Here is a 21,338-nt window from a genome sequence, read left to right on the forward strand (position 1 = left end):
CCCGGTGCACGACAACACCCATGCCCGTCCCTCCCAGACCGGAGAACCCATGCGCAACACCGCCCGTCTCGGCATCGCCCTGACCCTCGCCCTCGCCACCGCGGGCTGCTCCACCGCGGGCGGCGGTGGGTCGGCGGCGCACACCAGGCCCGGTGCCGCGCCCGGCGCGGGGCCGGGGGGCTCCGTCACCAGCTGTGGCCGCCAGGTGTCGCTCGCCGGCCCGCCGCGGCGGACCGTCGCCCTGGACCAGAGCTCGACCGAGACCCTGCTCGAACTCGGGCTCCAGGACCGGATGGCCGGCACGGCCAACCTCAAGACCAAGATCCCCGCTCCGTACGAAGCCGCGTACGCGAAGATCCCGGTCATCGCACCGAAGATCGCCACGGGCGAGCAACTGCGCGCGGCAACACCCGACTTCGTCGTCGCGGGCTCCGCCGACCTCTACACGGCGGACCGCGCCGGCACCCGCGAGGAGCTGGACGCCCTGAAGGTCCCCACCTTCGTCAGCGCCGTGGACTGCCCGCAGCACAACCCGCCCGGCCGGACGCCCTTCGAGCTGCTCTTCTCCGACTACGAGAACCTGGGCACGCTCTTCGGCGCCGAGGAACGCGCCGGAAAGCTCGCGGCGGACCAGCGCGCCGCGGTCGCCCGTGCGGGCGCCGCCACCTCCGGCGTGCGGAGCGGGGACCGGCCGACCGTCGTCTACCTCTACTCCGTCTTCAACGGCATGCCGTACGTGGCGGGCAGGACCGGCCTGCCCAGCGAGATGAGCCGGATCGTCGGCGCCGAGAACGCCTTCGACGACGTCCAGGAGGACTGGCCCGAGGTCTCCTGGGAGGAAGTCGCCCGGCGCGACCCGGACTTCATCGTGATCGGCGACCTGTCCGAGCGGGGCCGCCCCGGCGACAGCGCCGCCGAGAAGCGGGCCACGATGAAGGCGCACCCGGTGATCTCCCGGCTGGCCGCCGTCCGCGACGACAAGATCCTCGAAGTGCCGGGCATCGAACTCGACCCCTCGGTCCGCTCCGTACACGCCCTCGAACTGCTCGCCCAGGGCATGAAGGACCTCGGACATGCCCGCTGACCACCAGATTCCCGGGACCTCGGGAGGCGTGTCGGTCGGCGGGTGCGAGGCCGGGATCCCGCGCGCCCCTGCCGGCCGCGATGCCCGACGGTCCTCGCCCCCGCCCGCTGAACCGCCCGTCAGTACGAGCCCGGCCGACCTCCTGCTCCCCACGGCCCGCGAACGCGGCCGTACGGCGGAGACCGCCTCCGGACATCCGCTGCCGGGTACGCCGGGTGTGCCGAGTCCGCCGGAGACAGGCGGCCGGTCCGGCAGGCTCGACAAGTCCGCAGCACCCCACCCCGGAGGCCCCCGGCACGGCTCTCGCCCCGGAAGTCCCCGCCTCCTCCTGCTCCTCTCCGCGATCACCCTCGTGGCCTCGATCGCAGCGGCCGTCCGCATCGGCACGGCCGACACCGGCTGGACCGACCTGGCCCGCGTCCTCTCCACCCATCTCGGCCTGGACGTCGAGCCGCTGCCCCCGTTGGTGGACTCGCTCATCTGGGACCTGCGGCTGCCGCGCGTCCTGATGGCCGCGCTCGTCGGCGCCTCGCTCGCCGTGTGCGGCACGGTTCTCCAGGCGGTCACCCGTAACGCACTCGCCGACCCCTACCTGCTCGGCGTCTCCTCCGGAGCGTCGACCGGAGCCGTCGCCGTCGTCGTCCTCGGGATCGGCGCGAGCGCGCTCGGAGTCACCGGCGGCGCGCTCGTCGGCGCGCTGCTCTCCTTCGCGCTGCTGCTCCTCCTGCTGAGGCGTACCGGCCTCGACTCCGTCCGTATCGTCCTCACCGGCGTGGTCGTCGGACAACTGCTCACCGCGCTGACCTCGCTGATCCTGATGGCCTCGGCGGACGCGGACACGACGCGGGCCGTCACGCACTGGCTGCTGGGATCGATGGCACCGGCCCGCTGGAACACCGTCGTGGTCTGCGCGATCGTCACCCCGCTGGGCCTGACCGTGGCGTGGCTGTGTTCGAGTGCCCTCGACGGGCTCGCCTTCGGCACCGACACCGCCGCCTCGCTCGGCATCGGCGTACGGCACACCAGGATGCTGCTGCTCGTGGTGACGGCCGCGCTGACCGCGGTCGCCGTGGCCACCGTCGGCGCCATCGGCTTCGTCGGGCTGATCGTGCCCCACGGGGTGCGGTTCCTCGTCGGACCCCTGCACCGGGTGCTGTTGCCGTACGCGGCGCTCGCCGGCGCGGTGTTCCTCGTGTGGACGGACGCCCTCGCACGGATCGCCTTCGCACCCCGCGAGGTCCCCGTCGGCGTCATCACCGCGCTCCTCGGCGTGCCCCTCTTCCTTCTCGTCCTGCGCAAGAGGGGTGAACTGTGAGGATCACCGCCGAGAATGTGAGCTGGTCGGTGGCAGGCACACCGGTGGTACGCGAGGTCAGCGCGAGCATCGCCTCCGGCGAGACCGTCGGCCTCCTCGGCCCGAACGGCTCCGGCAAGTCCTCCCTGCTGCGTTGCCTGGCCGGGCTCCGAGCCCCCGACGCGGGTGCGGTCAGGTACGACGGCACATCCGTGGGGGAGTGGAGCGCGCGCAGGATCGCCCGCCATGTCGCCTTCGTCGCCCAGGACTCGGGAGCCGACAGCGATCTGCGGGTCGCCGACGTCGTCGGCCTCGGCCGCACCCCGTTCCGGGACCGCTGGCGCGGGGCGGACGCCACCGACCGGGCCGTGATCGCCGCCGCCCTTGAGGTCGTCGGCCTCACCGCGCTCGCCGGCCGCTCCTGGAAGGCCCTTTCGGGCGGCGAGCGGCAGCGCGCCCACATCGCCCGCGCGCTGGCCCAGCAGCCGTACGCGCTGCTGCTCGACGAACCGACCAACCACCTCGACGTCAGGCACCAGCTCGACCTGATGGAGCTGCTGACCGGCACCGACCGGACCGTCCTGGTCGCCCTGCACGACCTGTCGCTCGCGGCCCGGTACTGCGACCGGCTCCTTCTCCTGCACCACGGTCGACTGATCGCGGCCGGCACCCCCGAGGCCGTCCTGACGGCCGATCGGCTCGCCGAGGTGTTCGAGGTCGACGCCGAACGCGGCACCGACGCCCTGGGGCACCCGACCGTCATCTACCGCCGCTCCCTTGGCGCCTTCCTTCCGACGCCCCGACCCACTCTGAAAAGGACACGACCTTGACCCCGTCCGCCCACACCGAGCCCGACCCCGGCGCCACCCTCTCCGGCGCTCCCTCGGCCCCCGTCCCGCTGTCGCTCTCCGTCGACAAGCTCATCGGGGCCGTCCTGGCCGGCGAACACGGTCCGCTCCCCGCCGAACTCATCGCGACCAGCGTGTTCTGGATCCACCACGGAACCCGGCTGGCCGGCGGCGACACCACCTACCTCAACCAGTACGTTCTGGTCCGCGTCGGCGACACCTTCGGCGGCTGTGCGTTCGAGGCCGGCGAACTCACCCCGACGATCTGCCGCGACCACTCCGGCACGCCGCTCGACGTCCTGCTGCGCGACGCCCCGGGCCCCCTGCGGATCGCCGCCCTCGACGCCTACCTCGCCCACACCCGACCGCACCGGGCCGCCGCCGAAGAAGGGGACGCCGAGCCGGTCAGCCTCCCGAGCGGCACTCCTGAGATCCGCGCGAGGGCCCGCGACGCGGCCATCGCGGGTCTGCTCGACATCGAGGAGGGTGCGAAGGTCGGCCTCATCGGAGTGGTCGACCCGCTGGTCGCGGCGATCCGCGAGCGCGGCGGCGAACCCCTGCCCTGCGACTTCAACCTCAGGACGACCCGGTGGGGCGACCCCGTCACCGACGACATGCACGAGGTGCTCGACCGCGCCGACGCGGTCGTCGCCACGGGAATGACGCTGAGCAACGGTTCGTTCGACACGATCCTGGAGCGCTGCCGCCACCGCGGCATCCCCCTGATCGTGTACGCGCAGAGCGGCAGCGCCGTCGCCCGTGCCTTCCTCGGCTCGGGAGTGACCGCCCTGTCGGCGGAACCGTTCCCCTTCTCCCAGTTCAGCGCGGAGGAGACCGTCCTGTACCGCTACCGCTCGGTGGACGGCGCATGACCCCCGCCACGCACCGAGCCCGCGCCCCACGGCCATCCCACCCGGCCGCGCTCGACGCCGGCAGCGGAGCCGCCGCCGGTGCCGGAACCGGCCATGCCCCCTGTCACCACGGCGAACTTCTCCAGGGCGTCTTCCTCGACGCCGACGGACGCAGGTGCGCGGGCCTCGTCACCCTCCCCCTGGCCGGCCCCGGCAGCCGGGCCGATTTCGTCCGTCGGCCCGGCGCACCGCCCGAGGCGCTCACGGTCGTCCCCGCCGACCGGGGAAAGGCAGGACGCGCTGCGGGCATCACGGTGACGGAGTGCGCGCGACAGCTCGGACTTCCGCCCAGCGGTGGGCAGTTGAGGCTCACGGGCGACGTACCGGTGGGCCTGGGCATGGGCAGCTCCACCAGCGACGTGATCGCGACGGTCCGCGCGGTCGCCGACTCGTACGGGCTTCGTCTCGCCCCCGACACCGTCGCCCGCATCGCCGTCCGCGCGGAACGGGCCAGTGATCCGCTGATGCTCGACGCCCGCCCGGTCCTCTTCGCCCAGCGGGAGGGCCGGATCCTGGACGTCCTGGGTCCTGCCCTCCCGCCCCTGGTCGTCGTGGGCTGCGTCCTCGGTGGGGGAGCGCCCGTCGACACCCTCGCCCTGCCCGTACGGGAGGCCACCGACGCCGACGTCCAGGAGTACCAGCGGCTGCGCACCCTCCTGCGCCGAGCGATCGCCACGGGGGACGCATCACTCGTGGGGCGCGTCGCGACGGCCAGCGCACGACGTGGCCAACAGGTTCTGCATCACCCGGAGTTCGAGACGCTGACCGCGATCGCCCGGCGGTCCGGAGCAGCGGGCGTGCAGATCGCGCACAGCGGCGCCGTGGCAGGCGTCCTGTTCGACCCGGCCGCACCCGGGGACCTGCGTCATCGCGTACGCGCCTGCCGCCGCGCGCTGAACACCCACGGGATCCCCACCACCCGCACGTTCACCACCCCCGCCCCTGATGCGAGACCTGCCCCGACCCGCCCCGGAAGCGCCCCCGCATCTCCCTCGCTCACCACCAAGGAGTCGCCCGATGGACCAGCACGTCGCCGAGGCGATCGGACGGCCCGACCTGATACGTCTCGACGACCGTCTCGTCTGCCTGCGCTTTGAGACCATGAAGGTGGTCTCCGCGCTCGCGGCCGTACGCCACCTCCTCGACACCGGAGTCGTACGGCGCGGGGACACGCTGCTCGACAGCTCCAGCGGGATCTACGCGTACGCCCTCGCCCTGGCCTGCCACCGGCACGGCATGCACTGCCACGTCGTCGGCTCCACGACCGTCGACAGGACGCTGCGCACCCAGCTCGCCGTACTCGGCGCCACGCTCGAACAGATGGAACCCTGCGACGACCTCAAGCTCGACCAGAAGCGACGTGTCGAGCGGATCCACGAGATCCTCGCCGCACACCCCGAGTACCACTGGATGAGGCAGTACCACGACGACATCCACTACCTCGGCTACCGCGTCGTCGCCGACCGCATCCGTGAGGAGACGGGTACGGACCGGCTCACCGTCGTCGGAGGAGTGGGCTCGGGCGCCTCCACGGGCGCCCTCACCCGCTATCTGCGCGACGCCTCAGGCGCCGCGCCGACCGACGTCGAGCTCGTCGGCGTCCAGCCCTACGGCAGCCTCACCTTCGGTGCCCAGCACACCTCCGACCCCGAGATCATCATCGCGGGCATCGGGAGCTCCATCCCCTTCGGAAACGTCGCGCACGAGCTGTACGACACCCTGCACTGGATCTCCTTCGACGCCGCCCTGTCCGGAGCCGTCGACCTCCTGCGGCGCCACGCCGTCTTCGCGGGCCTGTCGAGCGGCGCGGCCTACCTCGCCGCCCGACACGAACACGACCGCGCCCCCGAACGCACCGTCCTCTTCATCGCCCCCGACACCGGCCACCGATACACCGACACCGTCTACACGCGCCACCGCGAAGCGGCACCCCTCGCCGACCTCGCTCCGCGGGACATCGCCGACCAGACCGAACTCGCCCTTCCCTGGTCCCGGATGCCCTGGAACCGCACTCCGACCCCACCGCTCACCGCGTAACACCCCGGCCCAGGCCCAGGACACCACCCTCGTACGCCGTTATGGGATGTTTGCTGTGTTGTTCACCCGATGGATACGGAAAGCGGGAATGGTGCGGAACGGTGGCAGTTACGGCGAGGAGACCACGGAACACGGTGACGGCCGGCTACGGATTCTGCTGTACGTGGCGTTTCTCCTGCTCCTGGGCTCCGCCCTCACCCGCTTCCTGGTCCGGCACACCGGTGAGAACCTCGCCCCCTGGGTCATCGTCCTCTCCGGCACCCTGGCGGTGCTCTACGTCGTCGAACCACTCCTGGGCCCCGGCCGGACCCAGCGCCGCCACGTCTGGCTCGGGGCGGTCGTCGCCGTCTGGATGGCGCTGGTCTGGCTCGCGCCGAGCTTCGGCTGGTGCGCGGTCCCGCTCTTCTTCATCGGCCTGCGCACCCTGCGTCCACCGGCCGCGATCGCGCTCATCGCGCTGATCACAGCGACCTCGGTGACCGCCCACCTGCGGCTGGCCGGTCGGCTGGACGTCGACGTGTTCCTCGCGCCACCGGCGATCGCCGCGATCGCCGTCGCGGTCTTCGTCCAGATGGACCGCCAGGCGCGGCGCCAGCGCGAGCTGATCGACGACCTGATCCGGACCCGGCGCGAACTCGCCGCGACCGAGCGCCGCGAGGGCACCCTCGCCGAACGCCAACGCCTGTCCATGGAGATCCACGACACCCTGGCCCAGGGCCTCTCCAGTCAGCAGATGCTGCTCCAGGCCGCCGACCGCGTCTGGGACACCGATCCGGCGACGGCGCGCACCCACGTCCGTACCGCCACCGCGATCGCCGAGCACAACCTCAACGAGGCCCGCCGATTCGTCCACGATCTGGCCCCGGCCGACCTCGCCGACGGCAACGGCCTCGACCAGGCCCTGAGGACACTCGCGGAGCGCGAGACCTCCCACCGTCTCACCGTCCGCTGCCACATCGACGGAACCCCCGCCGAGCCACTGCCCGATCGCGTCCAGTCCGCGCTGCTCCGCATCGCCCAGGGCGCCCTCGCGAACGTCCGCGAACACTCCGGCGCGACGACCGCCGCGCTCACTCTGACGTACCTCGACGACCAGGTGGTCCTGGACGTCGCCGACGACGGCCACGGCTTCGACCCCGAGGCCGAACCCGCCGCCGTGCGGGACAAGGGAAGGGAAGGGGAGGGGAGGGCGCGGGACGGTGAGCCGGCGGGCACACGAGGCCACGGCCTCCCCGCCATCCGGACCCGCACCCGTCAACTCGGCGGCACCCTCACCATCGAATCCCTCCCGGGCGAGGGCACGGTCCTCTCCGCGGCGATCCCCGTCCGACCGGCGACGGCCTGACCCGGCACGTGTCGCACCCGCCGGAAGGAATCCGCGGCCCCGTCCATCCGGTGGCGGCCACCTACCCAGTCCGACCGTCGTCGTGCCGCCCCCTGCCCGCCGACGAGAAGTGCTTCCGCGTGGTCCGTCCGGGCAGGGTTTCGGCGGTCGACGGCGTCCCGCGCACCGACGGCGGGCATTCCGGCGCCCGTGTGCGAGGTACGCCGTCCCACCGTCAGATGCCGCAGCCGGACGCCGACCAGAAGCGGGCGGCCCGGTGGTCGAGGTGGGTGTGGTCGCCGTGTCCGGGGTAGCCCGGGCCGAGGATTCCGTTGAAGCCGTGGTTACGGGCCTGCTGGGCCAGCAGACACAGCGAGTGGGGCCCGGCGCCGAGGTCGGCCGCGTCGCCGTAGAGGTGGCGGCTCGAAGCGGCGCCGCCGACCGCGTCGTTGCAGGCCTGGCTGCGGAAGCCGCTGGTGACGCGGATGCTCTGGTCGCCGAGGGCGTGCCGCAGGGCCTCCAGCTTCCACATCGTGCGCAGGGCGTTGGACTTGGCGGTGGCCGCGCTCACGGCGCCGCCGGCCCAGGTGGTGTTGCAGTCGTTGAGCTCGGCGTAGGAGAAGTGGACGGGGGTGCAGTCGTCGTCCTGGAGCGCGTAGATCTTGCTGAACGTCGCGGGTCCCGCGACGCCGTCGGCGGCCAGCCCGTAGGCGGCCTGGAAGCGCTTGACCGCGGCCGCCGTTCCGGGGCCGTACGCGCCGTCGATCGCCAGCACCCCGCCGTAGCCGGGATACCCGGCCACCCGAATCTGCAGCGCCGTGACATCGGCGCCGGAGGCGCCCTGGGAGAGGGTGCGCGACCAGGTGTAGCAGCCGTCGGCCTGGGCGGTGCCGGCGGTGGCGACCACCCCGCCCAACGAGGCAGTCATGATCATGACAAGCGATAGGAGTAGGCGGAGCGGCAGGGAACGCAGGGGGCGTCGGGACATCGATCCTCCATGGCCTCACGAATCCGAGGTGACCCAGGGTGAGAGTCCCCCCGAGACTGACGGCCCGGTCGACGCGCGTCAACCACACCGGAGCAGGCGTCATTTGTCGAGCCAATGACGCCCGGATGAACGCGCCGGGCACGGACCCCCGGATCGTCGCCCGCCACTCTCGCACCACGACACGCCCCACCACGCCCGGGGCACGCGACCGACAGGAGTCCGCGATCCCCGGCAGCACCCTCTCGACTCCGGGCGGCAGGCCCTGCGCGAGCGCACTCCCCGGGCGGAAGCCGAGCGTCCCACGGGCTCACCGGCCGTTGTCAGACCCTCGCGAGAGGATCTCCTCATGACGACGATTCCCGCCGATGAGGCGCTGTCCGGCCTGTCCGACCAGCCCACCGTGTCCGACCGCGCCGCGTACGAGGCCGCTCTCCAGCGCCTCCGCGAAGCCTCGCAGTCCTACTACGGGGACGGCGACAGCGCGATGGACGACACCTCGTACGACCGCCTCCGCCTCGCCGTCCTGGCCTGGGAGGAGGAGAACCCGACGGAGGTCTCCCCGGACAGCCCCACCGGCCTGGTGGCGGACGGGGCCGCCCCGGCCGGCGACGTCGCGCACACCACCCGACTGCTGAGCCTGGACAACGTCTTCGACGCCGAGGGCCTGGTGGCCTGGGGCGCCTCCGTCGAGCGCCGCCTCGGCCGCGCCCCGGCCGGTGGATTCACCGTCGAGCCGAAGATCGACGGAGCGGCCGTGGCCGCCCGTTATCGCGACGGCCGCCTGGTGCGGGTCGTCACCCGCGGCGACGGCACGCACGGTGAGGACGTCAGCCATGTGATCGGTCAGATCGACGGCCTGCCCGAGCAGCTCGCCGACCCGGTCACCGTCGAGGTCCGGGGCGAGGTCGCCTTCACCCAGGAGCAGTTCGAGACGGCGAACGAGGTCCGTGCCGCCCATGGCGCCCAGGTCTTCGTCAACCCCCGCAACGGCACGGCGGGCACGCTGAGGGCGAAGGGCCGCCCGTACCGGCTCCGGATGACGTTCTGGGCCTACGGGGTGGTGGAGCTGGACGGTGTGCCGTTCCTTCCGGCGGGAGCGACCCACGCCGAGGCGCTGGCAGCGGTGGCCGACGCCGGCGTGCAGACGACCGCGGCCTCCCCGGCGGGCCTGCTCGTCGTCTCCGACCTGGCCGCCGCCCAGGCACAGGCCGACGCGGTCGCCGCGATACGTACGGAACTCCCCGTGGGAATCGACGGCCTGGTCGTCAAGCTGAACGACACGGCCGAGCAGGAGGCGGCCGGACTCGGTTCCCGCTTCCCGTACTGGGCCATCGCGGTTAAGCTGCCCGCGATCGAACGGCAGACGGTGCTCGAGGACGTCGTGTGGGAGGTCGGTCGCACCGGCGTCCTGGCCCCCACCGCGATCCTCACCGCGGTCGAGATCGACGGATCGACGGTCACCCGGGCCACCCTGCACAACCCGGCGGACATCCGCCGCCGGGACCTGCACATCGGCGACACGGTGACGGTGTACAAGGCGGGCGACATCATCCCGCGCGTCCAGGCGGCGGTCGTCCCGCTCCGCCCGGCCGGAGCGACGCAGGTGCCGCTGCCCGAGGCGTGCCCGCGCTGCGGCGGCGAGATCAACACGGCCCAGGAGCGGTGGCGCTGCGCGAAGGGCACGGCCTGCGCACTCCCGGCCCTGATCGAGTACGCCGCCGGGCGCGAGATGCTCGACATCGACGGCCTCGGCAAGACGTACGTGGCGGCTCTGGTGGAGTCGGGGGACGTCGGCGACGTGGCGGACCTCTTCACGCTGACCGTCGAGCAGCTGACGGCCGCGTCCGGCAGCGCGAAGCGGGGGGCCAAGCTGGCCGAGCAGATCACGGCCGCGAAGGACCGTCCCCTCAACCGTGTCTTCTGCGCCCTGGGGGTGCTCGGCACCGGGCGCAGCATGTCCCGCCGCATCGCCCGGCACTTCGGCACCATGGACGCCATCCGGCAGGCCGACGCCACCGAGATGCAGGACGTGGAGGGGATCGGCCCGGAGAAGGCCCCGGTCATCGTCGAGCAGGTGGCGGCGCTGGCCCACGTGATCGACAAGCTGACGACGGCCGGAGTCAACATGACCGAACCCGAGGACCCGTCGGCGGCCCAGGGCGGCGGCCCGCTGGAGGGCAAGGTCGTCGTGGTCACCGGAAAGATGGCGGGGCCGCTGGACGGTTTCGGCCGCTCCGAGATGAACGCCCTGATCGAAAGGGCCGGCGGTCGCGCGGGAAGCAGCGTCAGCGCGAAGACATCCATACTCGTGGCGGCCCCGTCCGCGAACGGCAAGCCGAGCTCGAAGGCGGTCAAGGCCGCCGAACTCGGCGTCGAGGTCCTCACCCCGGAGGCCTTCGCGGAGCGGGTCGCCGACTGTCTGGCCTGATGGGCCGATGAGCTGATGAGGGCGGGGCGCGGCGGTTCGCCGCGCCCCACGGGCCGCTGCGGGGCGACGATGGAACACCGTGCCGAAGCGAGGAGCCCGCGAACCGTGGCGCCACCCTCTGCCGTCGCGCGCGCGGGACCGCCCCGTGGCCGACGCCTCGATCGGGAGCGCGACGACCGATGAGTCCGCCCGTCGCATCCGGTCCACCCTTCACCACCGATGAGTCCAAGGAGCGGAAGATGACCGAACCGACGACATTCGACCTCGGGCCACAGACCCGCGTCGTGGCCCGTCTCGCGGCGGCCGTACCCGACGCGAGGCTCGCCGACCCGACGCCCTGTCCCGACTACGCGGTCCGGAACCTCCTGGGCCACCTCACCGGACTTGCCGTGGCCTTCCGCGACGCGGCCCGCAAGGACCTCGGGCCCACGACGGACGCGGCCCCCGACACGACCGTGCCCTCCCTCCCCGCCGACTGGCGCGAGGCGCTGCCGCGGGTGCTGGACGAACTGGCCGAGGCCTGGAGGGATCCGTCCGCGTGGACGGGCATGACCCGTGCGGGCAGCGTGGACCTGCCCGGCGAGATCGCGGCGGCGGTCGCGGTCGACGAACTGGTGATCCACGGCTGGGACCTGGCCCGGGCCACCGGCCAGGAGTACGTCCCCGACGCGACCGCGCTGGGGGCCTCGCACGCGTTTCTGCTGGCGGCCGCGGAGGACGAGAGCCGCGGCGGAGGCATCTTCGGGGCCGTGGTGCCCGTCCCGGACGACGCGCCGCTGCTGGACCGGGCGGTGGGCCTGAGCGGCCGAGACCCGAGCTGGACGCCACTGGCGGCACGCGGCCGGTGAGGGAGTCGGCCGGTGGGGGTCCGGCGACCGGACCGTACCCGTCGCCACGGCGAGGGCGGTGCGGATCCCGAACCACTCGGCCGGCGCCGACCGGGCCGGCGCCGTGCGGCATCGCGCCCCAGCTGCAGAGCCGGGTGGCGACGCCGTACCGGCCGAGCATGGCGTCGGGGGCGAACCGCTGACTGTCGGTCCGTGAGTCGACCCTCCACAGCATCCCGCCCATGCCGGCGTGTGCCGCGAGATCTCCCGGCGTACGAGGGCTGTTCTTCTCTGCCCCGAAGCCCCACCATGCTCCTGACTACTCGTGCGTAACACGTCGTAGGGGGAAGTGTGTGGAAGCCCGGTTCCCGGATCGCCGCCAGGATCGCGGTCCCGATGCTCGCCACCGTCATGTCCTTGTCCGTGCCCACCGCCACGGTCCGGGCCCAGGCGCCCGCCCGGAGCGCTGTCGCCCACACGCCGGTCGTGTTCGTCCACGGCTACAACGCCGACCCCGGCGTATGGGGCGGCCTGCGGGAGGACTTCAAGGCCGACGGATACACCGACGGCGAGCTGTTCTCCTTCGGCTATGACACCCACCGGTCCGTGAACGAGGTCCTGTCCGGCGAACTCGCCGCGTACGTCGAGGGCGTGAAGCGGCAGACCGGCGCTGCCCGCGTCGACCTCGTCTCCCACTCCTTCGGCAGTCTCGTCACCCGCTGGTACGCGAAGTACGACCCCGCCGGCCAGGCCTCGGTCGCCCACTGGGCCTCCCTCGCCGGTCCCAACCACGGCACGAGCACCGCATGGGCCTGCGCGCTGTGGGACCAGGCGTGCCGCGACATGACTCCCGGCTCGTACGTCCAGAAGGGCCTCGCCGCGGGCGACGAGACGCCCGGAACCGCGCGCTACGCCACCTGGTGGTCCGACTGCGACGAGGTCGTCAACCCCGACAGCAGCGTTCCCCTGACCGGCGCGACCAACAACGCCGCGGGCTGCCTGGCCCACAACGACCTTCTCGGCGACGACGCCGTCTCCCAGGGCGTCCGCGCGTTCCTCCGTTCCTGAGGGCCGTTCTTGACCCTCACGTGGCGTGAGGCCGCATAGTCGGGCGCCAGCGACCTGCCGGCTCGGCACCCTGTGTGGCCGCTGCAGCGGAGAGCCTGCCGTTCGAGGATCAGTCCTTCGACGTCGCGATGGCCGTCTCCACGGTCCACCACTGGGGGGACCCGGTTGCGGGGCTGCGGGAGATGAGGCGTGTGGCACGCCGGGTCGTGGTGCTCACGTTCGACACGGACGAGCCCGGATGGCGGGACCGGTTCTGGCTCACCCGCGACGAGGGTGGGGCCGGAGGCCGAGCAGCGGGCGGTACGACGCCTCGGCGACGACCTCGACTCCGGCAGATGGGACGAGCGGAACAGCGACCTCACCGGCCTCGACGCGGCAGATCTCGGCCTCCGCCTGCTCATGACGTGAACCGCGTCCCGGCGACGAAACAGCCGCCGCCCGCACCTCATTCCTGGTGCGGGCGGGACAGCGACGACAGAGCCTAGCCCTGGAGAATCCTGCGCTTCTGTTCCTCGAACTCACTGTCGGTGAGTACGCCCTGGTCCCTGAGCTCGCCGAGTTGCTTCAGCTGATCGATCTTGCTCGTCATGTCGGAGCCCGCCGCAGGGGGCGCGGGTGCATCCGCAGGGGGCGGCGGCGGAGCCGCGTACTGCTGTTCCTGCTGCGCCGCCCACCTGCCCTGCTGGCGGCGGCTGACCCGGTTCGACACGGCGGTTGCGGTTCCGGCGACGACGGCCGTACGCGCGACACCGCGGAGGAGGCCTGGCATGGGAGTTCCCTTCTTTCCTCGACTGACGTCAGCACACGCTCAGCGAGCGTCGTCCGTGGTGTCGAGCGCGGCCATGAGGGCGGGCACCGGGATCCGTCCGGAGGCGACCACCTGGGCACCGCCCCGGTTCAGGGCCGCCGCGAAGGGTGCGGCCCAGCGGTTCTCGTAGACGAGGATGCCGGCGGAGCTGCCCGGCTGCAGGGCGCTTGCGGCCTCTTCGAGATCGTCCTGGCCGAGGAGTCCGGAGGACGCGCCCTCGAAGACGGCCAGGTCGAGCTCGCCGTCACCCGTGAGGTCGGCGATCTCCAGGCCGCTCACCGAGCCGTCCTCCTCCTTCCTGACGAAGGTCAGGTCGAGGATGCGAATGAGGCCACGGTCCACAAGATCGACCAGAAGGGGCAGGCCCTCACCGGTCATTCGGTTGCCTGGGAACTCCACGATCAGATAGTCGATCGGTCCCAGCTCTTCGGCTTCGTCGTTCACGGCGTAACCCCTGGTGTCGTGGCTCTCTCAGTGGATCCATTGCATCACCGGGCGGGTCCCCGCGCATGTCGGTACGAACGCACCTCGACCACACTCCCGGGAAAACCCGTTGGCCGCCCGCCGTGACCGTTGCTAACCTCGCGGAGGCCGTGCGAGAGAACGAGGAGGTGGTACCCGTGAACGCAGTATCGACATGGGTGCTCCCCTCCGGGGTCACGGTCGGGCGATAGGTCGTCCGGGAGCGCCGTACAAGAGCCTCCCGAAAGGCACGACCGTGCAATTCACTTCCGAACAACGCCTCGACGACGGCGTCCTCGAGCGCGAATTCACCCTCGGCGAGATCCCCGGCACCCTCTGGACGCCCGGATCCGCGCCCGCCCCGCTGGTCCTGATGTCCCACAACAACGGCCTTCCCAAGGCGGACCCCCGACTGGTGGCCCGGGCCCGGTACACGGCGTCGCGCGGCTACGCGGTGGCCACCATCGACGCCGTCGGATGCGGTGACCGTCCCCGTTCGGCCGCCGACGAGCAGGTCCGTGCCGAGCTCCGGCGGGCGATGCAGGCCGGTGAACCGGTCGACGAGATCTTCGAGTCCTTCATCGGCCCGCTGGTCGAGAACGCGGTCCCCGAGTGGCAGACCACGCTGGACGCCCTCCTCGACCTGCCCGAGATCGGCGACCGGGTCGGGTACTCCGGGGGATGGACCGCCCTCGGCATCCGGCTGGCGGTGGCCGAGCCGCGCATCGCCGCCGCGGGCTTCTTCGCCGGGGGCTACGTGCCCCGTGCCCAGCGCGAGGAGGCCCGGCAGGTCACCGTTCCGCTGCTGTTCCTGCTGCAGTGGGACGACGAGGGAAACCCCCGGCAACGGGCCCTGGACCTCTTCGACGCCTTCGGCAGCAAGGAGAAGACGCTGCACGCCAATCTCGGAGGGCACACCGGCACCCCGTGGTTCGAGCTCGAGGACGGGTGCCGGTTCCTGGACCGCCACCTGAAGTGACGCCGGGCCGTCCGGCCCGCGGCAGACGGTAGTCCGGGCCGGCCGGGCTGCCGCCGTCGAGTACAGGGCCCTCCTTCCTCGACGGCGGTGGCCGACAGGACTCCCCGTACCCCCTGAGCACCACCCGTGGGCCTTCCTGCGGGACGTGCGCCGTACGTCGGCCGAGTCAGCCGCAGTCGTACGTGAACGTCGCGGCCGACGAGTGGGTACTGGGGGAGGTGATCACGAGCCGCGCCACCGCCTTGTGGATTCCGGGCCCGTGGAACGTCCACAGAAGATGGAGACTCGCTTCCTTCTGTCCGCGGGCCAGCTTCTCGCTCAGGGCCCCGGACCGGGTTCCGTCGCTGCGTTCCCAACGGTAGGTGAGGGTGCCCGGTCGCCCGTCCGTGCGCACCAGGCCCACCACGTCCGCCGTCCCGTCGCAGCCCAGCCTGGGCACCGACGCGCTGACGGCGACGTCCCGCACCGCGACGCCGGGCCCGTACTGCCGCCAGGCGAGGAAGATCAGGACGGCGGCCAGCACGACGGCGGGGAACGCGTAGCGCCACGGCCATCGGGAGCGGGCGGGCCGGGGCGCGGGGACGCCGGGGAGCGTGCCGTGCCAGATCTCGACCACCGTGGGACTGTTCTCGGCCCGCCGGAGGGCCGCCGCGGTCACGCCCGGCCCGAACCGCAGCACTTCGCCTTCCACCCGGTCGGGTGCCGCTTCCGGCGTCGGACGCTCGAACCAGTGGCTGCCGAGCTCGGTGGCGCTGTAGTCGTCGTCGTTCATGAGATCGTGCACCGCCGGATGAAGATCTGCTGCAGGGAACCGCCGTTCGCGGCGGCGGGGTACGTGGTCGCGCGCAGGCCCCAGTAGCATCCGGCGCCCCGGACGTCGTGGGCGAGCGAGAGGGAGTACCGGGTGGCCCCCTCGCGCTGGTAGGTCTCGGAGCCGTCCGGGGCGCCCGGCGCTCCCTTCTCGTCCCCGGTGAACCACTCGATGTGGATCGTCACCGGTCCTGTTCCGTCCGTGGTGACCTCGACGGTGCCCGAGGCGGAGGCCGACCCCGTCTGGCGCAGGCTCGTGACGGAGACCGCGGTCACGACGACCGGAGGGGGAGCGGGAGTCGTGGTCGAGGACGTGACGGTCGGGGTGGGCGGGGTCGTGGGCGCGGTGGGCGATGTCGAGCCGGACGTGGGCGTGGGGGGAGAGGTCACGGTCGGCGCCGTCGTCGTGTCGTCGGTGGGAGTCCCGTCGGACGTGGCGCCCGGCCCGGTGCTCCCGGGCGACGAGGGCGACGGAGTCGTTGCCGACGGAGAGATTTCCGGGCCCGGGGACGACGCCGACGGCGATGGCGGTGCTGTGCCGGGCGGGGGTGGCGACGTGCCGGGGACGGCACTCGTCGTCGCGAAGGCCTGGGCGGCCTTGTCGCCGTTCGTCTCCTCGCCGCCGGCCCGCGCGGCGAGCGCGAGCAGCAGCGCCAGGACGAGCGCGGCCGCACCCGCCGGCACTCCGCGAGGGAGATGCCAACGGCGGCGCGGCGGCGGGGCCGGCAGCGTGGTGGTGGCGAGCGCGGTCGTGCCCTCCGACACGCCGCCGCCGGAGGAAGGGAAGAACAGAGGCAGCAGCGCGGCCAACGCCGCCAGCCGTCCCCGGCCGCGCTCTTCCCAGTCCGGACCGTAGGCGGCCGAGGCGACCGCTTCCAGCTCGGTCACGAACGCGGCCGCGTTCTCCGGCCGCTCGTGCGGGGACTTGGCCAGACCCCTCCGGATCAACGGGCGCAGCGGCTCCGGAGCCTGACCGTCGGGGACCGGCGTGCCCAGGTGGTGCAGGGCGAGCTCCGCGAAGTTGTCGCCGGAGAACGGCTTACGGCCGGTCAGACACTCGAAGAAGGTCGCGGTCGCCGCGTAGACGTCGGCCGCCGGTGAGGCGGGAGCGCCGTTCCACTGCTCCGGCGCCATATAGGCGGGGGTTCCTGCGACACCCGGTCTGGCGCCCCGGCCGGCCGCGATCCCGAAGTCGACGAGCTTGGACGATCCGTCGGCGGCCACCAGAACGTTCTCCGGCTTGTAGTCGCGGTGCACGACACCCGCGCGGTGAGCGGCGGCGAGGCCCAGGAGCGATCCCTTGAGCACGACGAGTGCGGCTTCCGGACCCGTCGACCCCTCCCGCGCGATGAGGGCACGCAACGCGACGCCGTCGACGAGTTCCATCACGATGGCCGCGCCCCGCGGCGCCTCGACGTACTCGTAGAGCCCGACGACATGCGGACTGTCCAGGGCCCCGAGCAGCCGGGCCTCGGACCGGAACCCCCGCACGAACGCCTCGTCCGAACGGAACCGCTCGCTCAGGTACTTCACCGCGACCGGCAGACCGGTCCCCTCGTGCGTGGCAAGCACCACGCGCCCACTGCCACCGGAACCCAGCTCCCGGGCTTCGGTGTACCCCGGCACCACCCATGCGCCCATGTCACTCCCCCTGACGCCGTGGCCGACTTTCCCCCTCACAGGGACAGATTCTCGCCACGGCCGGTTCCCCGGGGAAGAGGGAAACCGGGCCCGCTGCCGAACCCGGCCTACGGAAGGGACCTCTGGGAGGCCGGAGGCCCGGGGGCACTACGAACCGCGCGGGGACGAGGCGGAGCCGCCGCAAGGCGAAGGCCGGAGCAGGAAGCCCGGGCCACGGAGCTACCGCCCGAGTACGCCGACACCGACGGGCCGGCCCTCCTGATCGTCCACGGAGCCTGGCACGGAGCCCGGTGCCGGGAACTCGTACGCGCCGACGCGGCAGCCTTGACGGCCGCTTCGCGCCACGGGCTCGGGCTCACTGAGGGTGCGGCTTTCCCGCCAAGACCGTGGAGCGGAACGACGCCACCACCGGCCGGAGATCGACCCGGTGCCACGCCGCCCACAGCTGCACCGACCCGTCGTACCAGGGGAGTTCCCGTACGACGATGCCCTCGGTCGAGCCGCGCACCATGCTCTGCTGTACGAGCGCGAGGCCGAGGCCGGAGGCGACCAGGCCCAGCGCGGTGAGGGCGTCGGCGGCGTCGAGGCGGATGTCCGGAGTGAACCCGGACGCGGTGCACGACGCGACGAACGCGTCACGCCATCCGGGGGCGTGGGAGTCGCCCACCGCGATCCACGGCTGACCGTCCAGGTCGCCGGGGGTCACGTCCTCCCGACCCGCGAGGGGATGGTCCTCGGGCAGCGTGAGCAACAGCGGGTCCCGCAGCAGGGGCGCGGCGTCCAGGTCCGGATCGTCCTCCGGAGGGGGCGTGCGGACGAGCGCGATGTCCAGGCTCCGCTGGCGCAGGCCCTCGAACTGGTCGGCCGACTCCTGGTCGTACAACGCCACGTGGATTCCCGGCCGCTCCTCGCGCAGGGTGCGCAGGGCCGTCGGCAGGACGCCGGTGTGCATGGCGTCGGCGACGTATCCGATGCACAGCCCGCCCTCCTCGCCCCGGCCGAGCCGCCGGCCCAGGTTCTCCAGCCGGTCCGCGTGCCGCAGCAGAGCGCGGGCCTCGGTCAGGAAGACATGGCCGTCCGAGGTGAGCCGGATGCGTTGCTGGCTGCGCTCGAAGAGGGTGAGGCCCAGGTTCTTCTCGAGCTGGGCGATCTGCCGGCTGAGAGGCGACTGGGAGATGTGGAGCCGTTCGGCGGCCCGCCCGACGTGTTCCGTCTCGGCGACGGTCACGAAATAGCGGAGTTGTCGCAGGTCAAGCATGTGGGACCTCAAAGGACTGAAGTGAGCCCGAGTAAGTCTTGGACAGTCTCATCCACGGATCCTAACCTCGGAAGCACAAGGCCGACGGATCGGCCATCTCTCAGCAATCCATCGCATTCCAAGGCAAAAGGATCTCTCGTGACCATCGCGTCCCTCCTCCCCGGCGCCCTCGGCTTCGGCACCGCTCCCCTCGGCAACATGTTCCGCGCCATCCCCGACGACGAGGCCGCGGCCACCGTCGAAGCCGCCTGGACCCAGGGCATCCGCTACTTCGACACCGCCCCCTTCTACGGCGCGGGCCTCTCGGAGATCCGCCTGGGCGACGTGCTCGCCCAGCACCCCCGAGACGAGTTCGTCCTCAGCACCAAGGTCGGGCGTCTCGTCCTCGACGAGATCGAGGACCCGGCCGCCCGCGACCTGGGCGAGAAGGGCGGCCTCTTCCAGCACGGACGCCCCCACAAGATGGTCAACGACTACAGCGCCGACGCCACGCTGCGTTCCATCGAGGACAGCCTGAAGCGACTCAGGACCGACCGCCTCGACATCGTGTGGGTGCACGACGTCGCGCAGGACTTCTACGGGGACGAGTGGCTGGCCGCATACGAGACCGCCCGCACCGGCGCCTTCCGCACCCTCCAGCGGCTCCGCGACGAGGGCGTCATCAAGGCCTGGGGCCTGGGAGTCAACCGCGTAGAGCCCCTGGAGCTCACCCTCGACCTCGACGAGCCGAAGCCCGACGCGTTCCTCCTCGCCGGCCGCTACACGCTGCTCGACCACGACCGCGCCCTGCAGCGCCTGCTCCCCGCCGCCGTGGAACAGGGAGTCGACATCGTCGTCGGCGGCCCCTACAGCTCGGGCATCCTCGCCGGGGGCACGCACTTCGAGTACCAGAAGGCACCCGCGGCCGTCATCGACAAGGTCGAGCAGATCAAGGCCGTCGCCGGTCGTCACGGCGTCGGCATCAAGGCCGCCGCCCTGCAGTTCTCCCTCGCCCACCCGGCCACCGTCGCCGCGATCCCGGGCGCCACGAAGCCCAGCCGCATCGCGGAGGACGTCGCCGCCCTGGAGGAGACGATCCCTTCCGCGTTCTGGACCGAGCTCCGGGCCGAAGGGCTCATCGCGGGGGACGCCCCCGCGCCGGCCCCCACCGCCTGATCCTCTCTCCCCACCGCCCGACGGACCTCTCCCCGACATCCTCTGACATCCCTGATCCGCCGTCCCTGCAGAACCCGAAATCCAAGGAGAACCCGTGGCCACCACGACCGCGACCATCGACATCCCTGCGTCCCCGGACAGCGTCTGGCAGCTCATGGGCGGTTTCGACTCGCTCCCGGAATGGCTGCCCTACATCCCCGCCAGTCGCCTGGGGGAGGGAGGCCGCGTCCGGACCCTCACCAACGAGGACGGGGGCGTGATCGTCGAACGCCTCGAGTCCTTCGACGACAAGGCCCGCAGCTACAGCTACTCCATCCTCCAGGCCCCGTTCCCCGTCACCGGCTACCTCTCCACGCTCAGCGTCCACGAGGGACGGGACCAGACCACGGCTCGTGTGGAGTGGACCGGCACCTTCACACCGGACGGCGTCGGCGACGAAGAGGCCATCGCCCTCTTCCACGGCATCTACCGGGACGGCCTGGCCGCGCTGCACCGGACGATCACCTCACGCCTGCCCCAGGGGACCTCGTGACGGCCCGGCGTCCGCGGCCCATGGCCTGCGCAGACGCAGGCGCAGGGGCGTGAGAGCGGGGCGGCGCCATGACGCCCGGTCAGCCGTCCGGCAGCACCAGCCAGACCTCGGAGAGGGCGAGGCCGTGTTCGTGGGTCACCACCCCGCACGGGCAGCCCAACGACATCCGGCCCTCGTCCCCGGTCACCGTCCACGGGCCGGTCGCACCCCCGCACGCGGGGCACCTGAAGGTCTCGGCCGTCCACACGTCGGCAGCGGGCCTGCCGTAGTGCCGGAAGCGCCCCGCGTACCGGACCCGCCAGAGGCCGACCGGGGGAGTGACGGGGACCGCCCCCGGCCGCCTCCCGGAAGCCAGCAGGGTGAACAGCTCGATCAGATCGGGGAGAAGAGCCTCGCCGGCGTCCGTCGGCGGCACGGTCGGGTCGTCCGCCGCCCCGACCGACCTTCCGTACCTCGGGGCCGCCGCAGCGCGTGGTGGGTTCGGAGTGCCGTGCCACGGCAGGAACGCACGGGCGACGGCGGCCAGGAGGGCGGCCGCACGCGGGCTGACGGCGCCGGCGTCGAGATGATGGAGCGCGGTGCGCAGGATGCGTTGGAGCCGTCGGTCCCGGTCCGTGCGCGTCGTCCGTGCGGACGCCGCACGCCGGAGCGGGAGCGGAGCCGCGAGGCGCGTCAGTACCGCCGCCGCTGCCTCGGAGTCCGGTGCTGTCGGGCACCACTGCCCGGAGGCCAGGAGCTGCCGCGCCCTTCCGGCCTCACGCACGAGGGCTTGCGTGGGCAACACCGGCCGCGGCTGACGACGGGGCGGCCCCGGCGGGTGTCCCGGCGAGCCGAAGTCCGCCCCGTGTGTCTCGTTGCTGCTCGTCATGCTCCTGCCCCCATGG

20 protein-coding genes and 1 pseudogene are annotated in these 21,338 nt (G+C 72.5%); 14 read left to right on the forward strand and 7 right to left on the reverse strand.

Going from position 1 to position 21,338, the window contains the following annotated elements; translation table 11 throughout:
• Nucleotides 1-49 precede the first annotated feature (49 nt).
• The 7 genes from IF00_RS0111800 (at nucleotide 50) to IF00_RS0111830 (ending at nucleotide 7,519) form a co-directional block, all read left to right on the forward strand.
• Nucleotides 50-1,084: an ABC transporter substrate-binding protein gene (locus IF00_RS0111800; protein WP_030317157.1), complete on the forward strand. Its 1,035-nt coding sequence runs from the start codon at nucleotides 50-52 to the stop codon at nucleotides 1,082-1,084.
• Nucleotides 1,074-2,399: a FecCD family ABC transporter permease gene (locus IF00_RS41105; protein ID WP_245234490.1), complete on the forward strand. Its 1,326-nt coding sequence runs from the start codon at nucleotides 1,074-1,076 to the stop codon at nucleotides 2,397-2,399. The genes IF00_RS0111800 and IF00_RS41105 overlap by 11 nt, the downstream gene beginning before the upstream one ends.
• Entirely contained in the window at nucleotides 2,396-3,208 is an 813-nt protein-coding gene (locus IF00_RS0111810) for an ABC transporter ATP-binding protein (RefSeq protein WP_030317163.1), read from the forward strand. The genes IF00_RS41105 and IF00_RS0111810 overlap by 4 nt, the downstream gene beginning before the upstream one ends.
• 68 nt (nucleotides 3,209-3,276) lie before the next feature.
• Nucleotides 3,277-4,098, forward strand: a complete 822-nt coding sequence (locus IF00_RS0111815; RefSeq protein WP_030317165.1) for a Rossmann-like domain-containing protein — start codon at nucleotides 3,277-3,279, stop codon at nucleotides 4,096-4,098.
• On the forward strand, nucleotides 4,095-5,234 hold the full coding sequence (locus tag IF00_RS41110) for a GHMP family kinase ATP-binding protein (RefSeq protein ID WP_051820114.1): 1,140 nt from the start codon (nucleotides 4,095-4,097) through the stop codon (nucleotides 5,232-5,234). Before IF00_RS0111815 ends, IF00_RS41110 begins: the two co-directional genes overlap by 4 nt.
• Nucleotides 5,155-6,174 (forward strand): pyridoxal-phosphate dependent enzyme, encoded by a 1,020-nt coding sequence (locus tag IF00_RS0111825; protein ID WP_030317168.1) that lies wholly within the window; start codon nucleotides 5,155-5,157, stop codon nucleotides 6,172-6,174. Before IF00_RS41110 ends, IF00_RS0111825 begins: the two co-directional genes overlap by 80 nt.
• A gap of 88 nt (nucleotides 6,175-6,262) precedes the next feature.
• Nucleotides 6,263-7,519 carry a sensor histidine kinase gene (locus IF00_RS0111830; RefSeq protein WP_030317170.1) on the forward strand — a complete coding sequence of 419 codons (1,257 nt, stop codon included), beginning with the start codon at nucleotides 6,263-6,265 and terminating at the stop codon, nucleotides 7,517-7,519.
• Nucleotides 7,520-7,733: 214 nt separating this feature from the next.
• Here the strand turns inward: IF00_RS0111830 and IF00_RS0111835 are convergent, their stop codons facing one another.
• Nucleotides 7,734-8,426, reverse strand: coding sequence for a D-Ala-D-Ala carboxypeptidase family metallohydrolase (locus tag IF00_RS0111835; protein WP_245234491.1), 693 nt, complete (start codon nucleotides 8,424-8,426; stop codon nucleotides 7,734-7,736).
• Between the two features lie 406 nt (nucleotides 8,427-8,832).
• On the opposite strand from IF00_RS0111835, the gene ligA reads away from it, so the two are divergent.
• The 4 genes and pseudogenes from ligA to IF00_RS43570 form a co-directional block, all read left to right on the forward strand.
• Complete coding sequence (ligA, locus tag IF00_RS0111840) at nucleotides 8,833-10,914, forward strand: NAD-dependent DNA ligase LigA (RefSeq protein ID WP_030317172.1); 2,082 nt, start codon at nucleotides 8,833-8,835, stop codon at nucleotides 10,912-10,914.
• Between the two features lie 239 nt (nucleotides 10,915-11,153).
• A complete protein-coding gene (locus IF00_RS0111845; RefSeq protein WP_030317173.1) occupies nucleotides 11,154-11,762 on the forward strand; it encodes a TIGR03086 family metal-binding protein in 609 nt (202 codons plus the stop codon).
• 375 nt (nucleotides 11,763-12,137) lie between these two features.
• Nucleotides 12,138-12,809 (forward strand): esterase/lipase family protein, encoded by a 672-nt coding sequence (locus tag IF00_RS0111850; RefSeq protein WP_030317174.1) that lies wholly within the window; start codon nucleotides 12,138-12,140, stop codon nucleotides 12,807-12,809.
• A 35-nt stretch (nucleotides 12,810-12,844) separates the two neighbouring features.
• Nucleotides 12,845-13,217: pseudogene (locus tag IF00_RS43570) on the forward strand (methyltransferase domain-containing protein); the annotation flags it as partial.
• A gap of 73 nt (nucleotides 13,218-13,290) precedes the next feature.
• Here the strand turns inward: IF00_RS43570 and IF00_RS0111860 are convergent.
• Together IF00_RS0111860 and IF00_RS0111865 are read right to left on the reverse strand one after the other, a co-directional pair.
• Complete coding sequence (locus IF00_RS0111860) at nucleotides 13,291-13,578, reverse strand: SHOCT domain-containing protein (RefSeq protein ID WP_030317175.1); 288 nt, start codon at nucleotides 13,576-13,578, stop codon at nucleotides 13,291-13,293.
• A gap of 39 nt (nucleotides 13,579-13,617) precedes the next feature.
• Complete coding sequence (locus IF00_RS0111865; protein WP_209439746.1) at nucleotides 13,618-14,061, reverse strand: DUF6325 family protein; 444 nt, start codon at nucleotides 14,059-14,061, stop codon at nucleotides 13,618-13,620.
• A 274-nt stretch (nucleotides 14,062-14,335) separates the two neighbouring features.
• Between IF00_RS0111865 and IF00_RS0111870 the strand changes: the two genes are divergently transcribed.
• Complete coding sequence (locus IF00_RS0111870) at nucleotides 14,336-15,058, forward strand: dienelactone hydrolase family protein (RefSeq protein ID WP_030317178.1); 723 nt, start codon at nucleotides 14,336-14,338, stop codon at nucleotides 15,056-15,058.
• A gap of 166 nt (nucleotides 15,059-15,224) precedes the next feature.
• On the opposite strand, the gene IF00_RS0111875 is transcribed toward IF00_RS0111870, so the two are convergent.
• The 3 genes from IF00_RS0111875 to IF00_RS0111885 all read right to left on the reverse strand — a co-directional run bounded on the left by IF00_RS0111875 (nucleotide 15,225) and on the right by IF00_RS0111885 (nucleotide 18,767).
• The gene (locus tag IF00_RS0111875) at nucleotides 15,225-15,842 is read right to left on the reverse strand and encodes a hypothetical protein (protein ID WP_030317179.1); all 618 of its coding nucleotides are present in this window, start codon (nucleotides 15,840-15,842) and stop codon (nucleotides 15,225-15,227) included.
• Entirely contained in the window at nucleotides 15,827-17,509 is a 1,683-nt protein-coding gene (locus tag IF00_RS0111880; RefSeq protein ID WP_030317181.1) for a serine/threonine-protein kinase, read from the reverse strand. The genes IF00_RS0111875 and IF00_RS0111880 overlap by 16 nt, the downstream gene beginning before the upstream one ends.
• A gap of 355 nt (nucleotides 17,510-17,864) precedes the next feature.
• On the reverse strand, nucleotides 17,865-18,767 hold the full coding sequence (locus IF00_RS0111885) for a LysR substrate-binding domain-containing protein (RefSeq protein ID WP_030317183.1): 903 nt from the start codon (nucleotides 18,765-18,767) through the stop codon (nucleotides 17,865-17,867).
• Nucleotides 18,768-18,905: 138 nt separating this feature from the next.
• Here IF00_RS0111885 and IF00_RS0111890 point away from each other — a divergent pair, with 138 nt between their 5' ends.
• Together IF00_RS0111890 and IF00_RS0111895 are read left to right on the forward strand one after the other, a co-directional pair.
• Nucleotides 18,906-19,922 carry an aldo/keto reductase gene (locus tag IF00_RS0111890; protein WP_030317185.1) on the forward strand — a complete coding sequence of 339 codons (1,017 nt, stop codon included), beginning with the start codon at nucleotides 18,906-18,908 and terminating at the stop codon, nucleotides 19,920-19,922.
• Between the two features lie 94 nt (nucleotides 19,923-20,016).
• The gene (locus IF00_RS0111895) at nucleotides 20,017-20,454 is read left to right on the forward strand and encodes an SRPBCC family protein (protein WP_030317188.1); all 438 of its coding nucleotides are present in this window, start codon (nucleotides 20,017-20,019) and stop codon (nucleotides 20,452-20,454) included.
• Between the two features lie 79 nt (nucleotides 20,455-20,533).
• On the opposite strand, the gene IF00_RS0111900 is transcribed toward IF00_RS0111895, so the two are convergent.
• Nucleotides 20,534-21,217: a hypothetical protein gene (locus IF00_RS0111900; protein ID WP_245234493.1), complete on the reverse strand. Its 684-nt coding sequence runs from the start codon at nucleotides 21,215-21,217 to the stop codon at nucleotides 20,534-20,536.
• Nucleotides 21,218-21,338 lie beyond the last annotated feature (121 nt).

The organism is Streptomyces flavochromogenes (assembly GCF_000717595.1).
GTDB classification, from domain to species: domain Bacteria; phylum Actinomycetota; class Actinomycetes; order Streptomycetales; family Streptomycetaceae; genus Streptomyces; species Streptomyces flavochromogenes.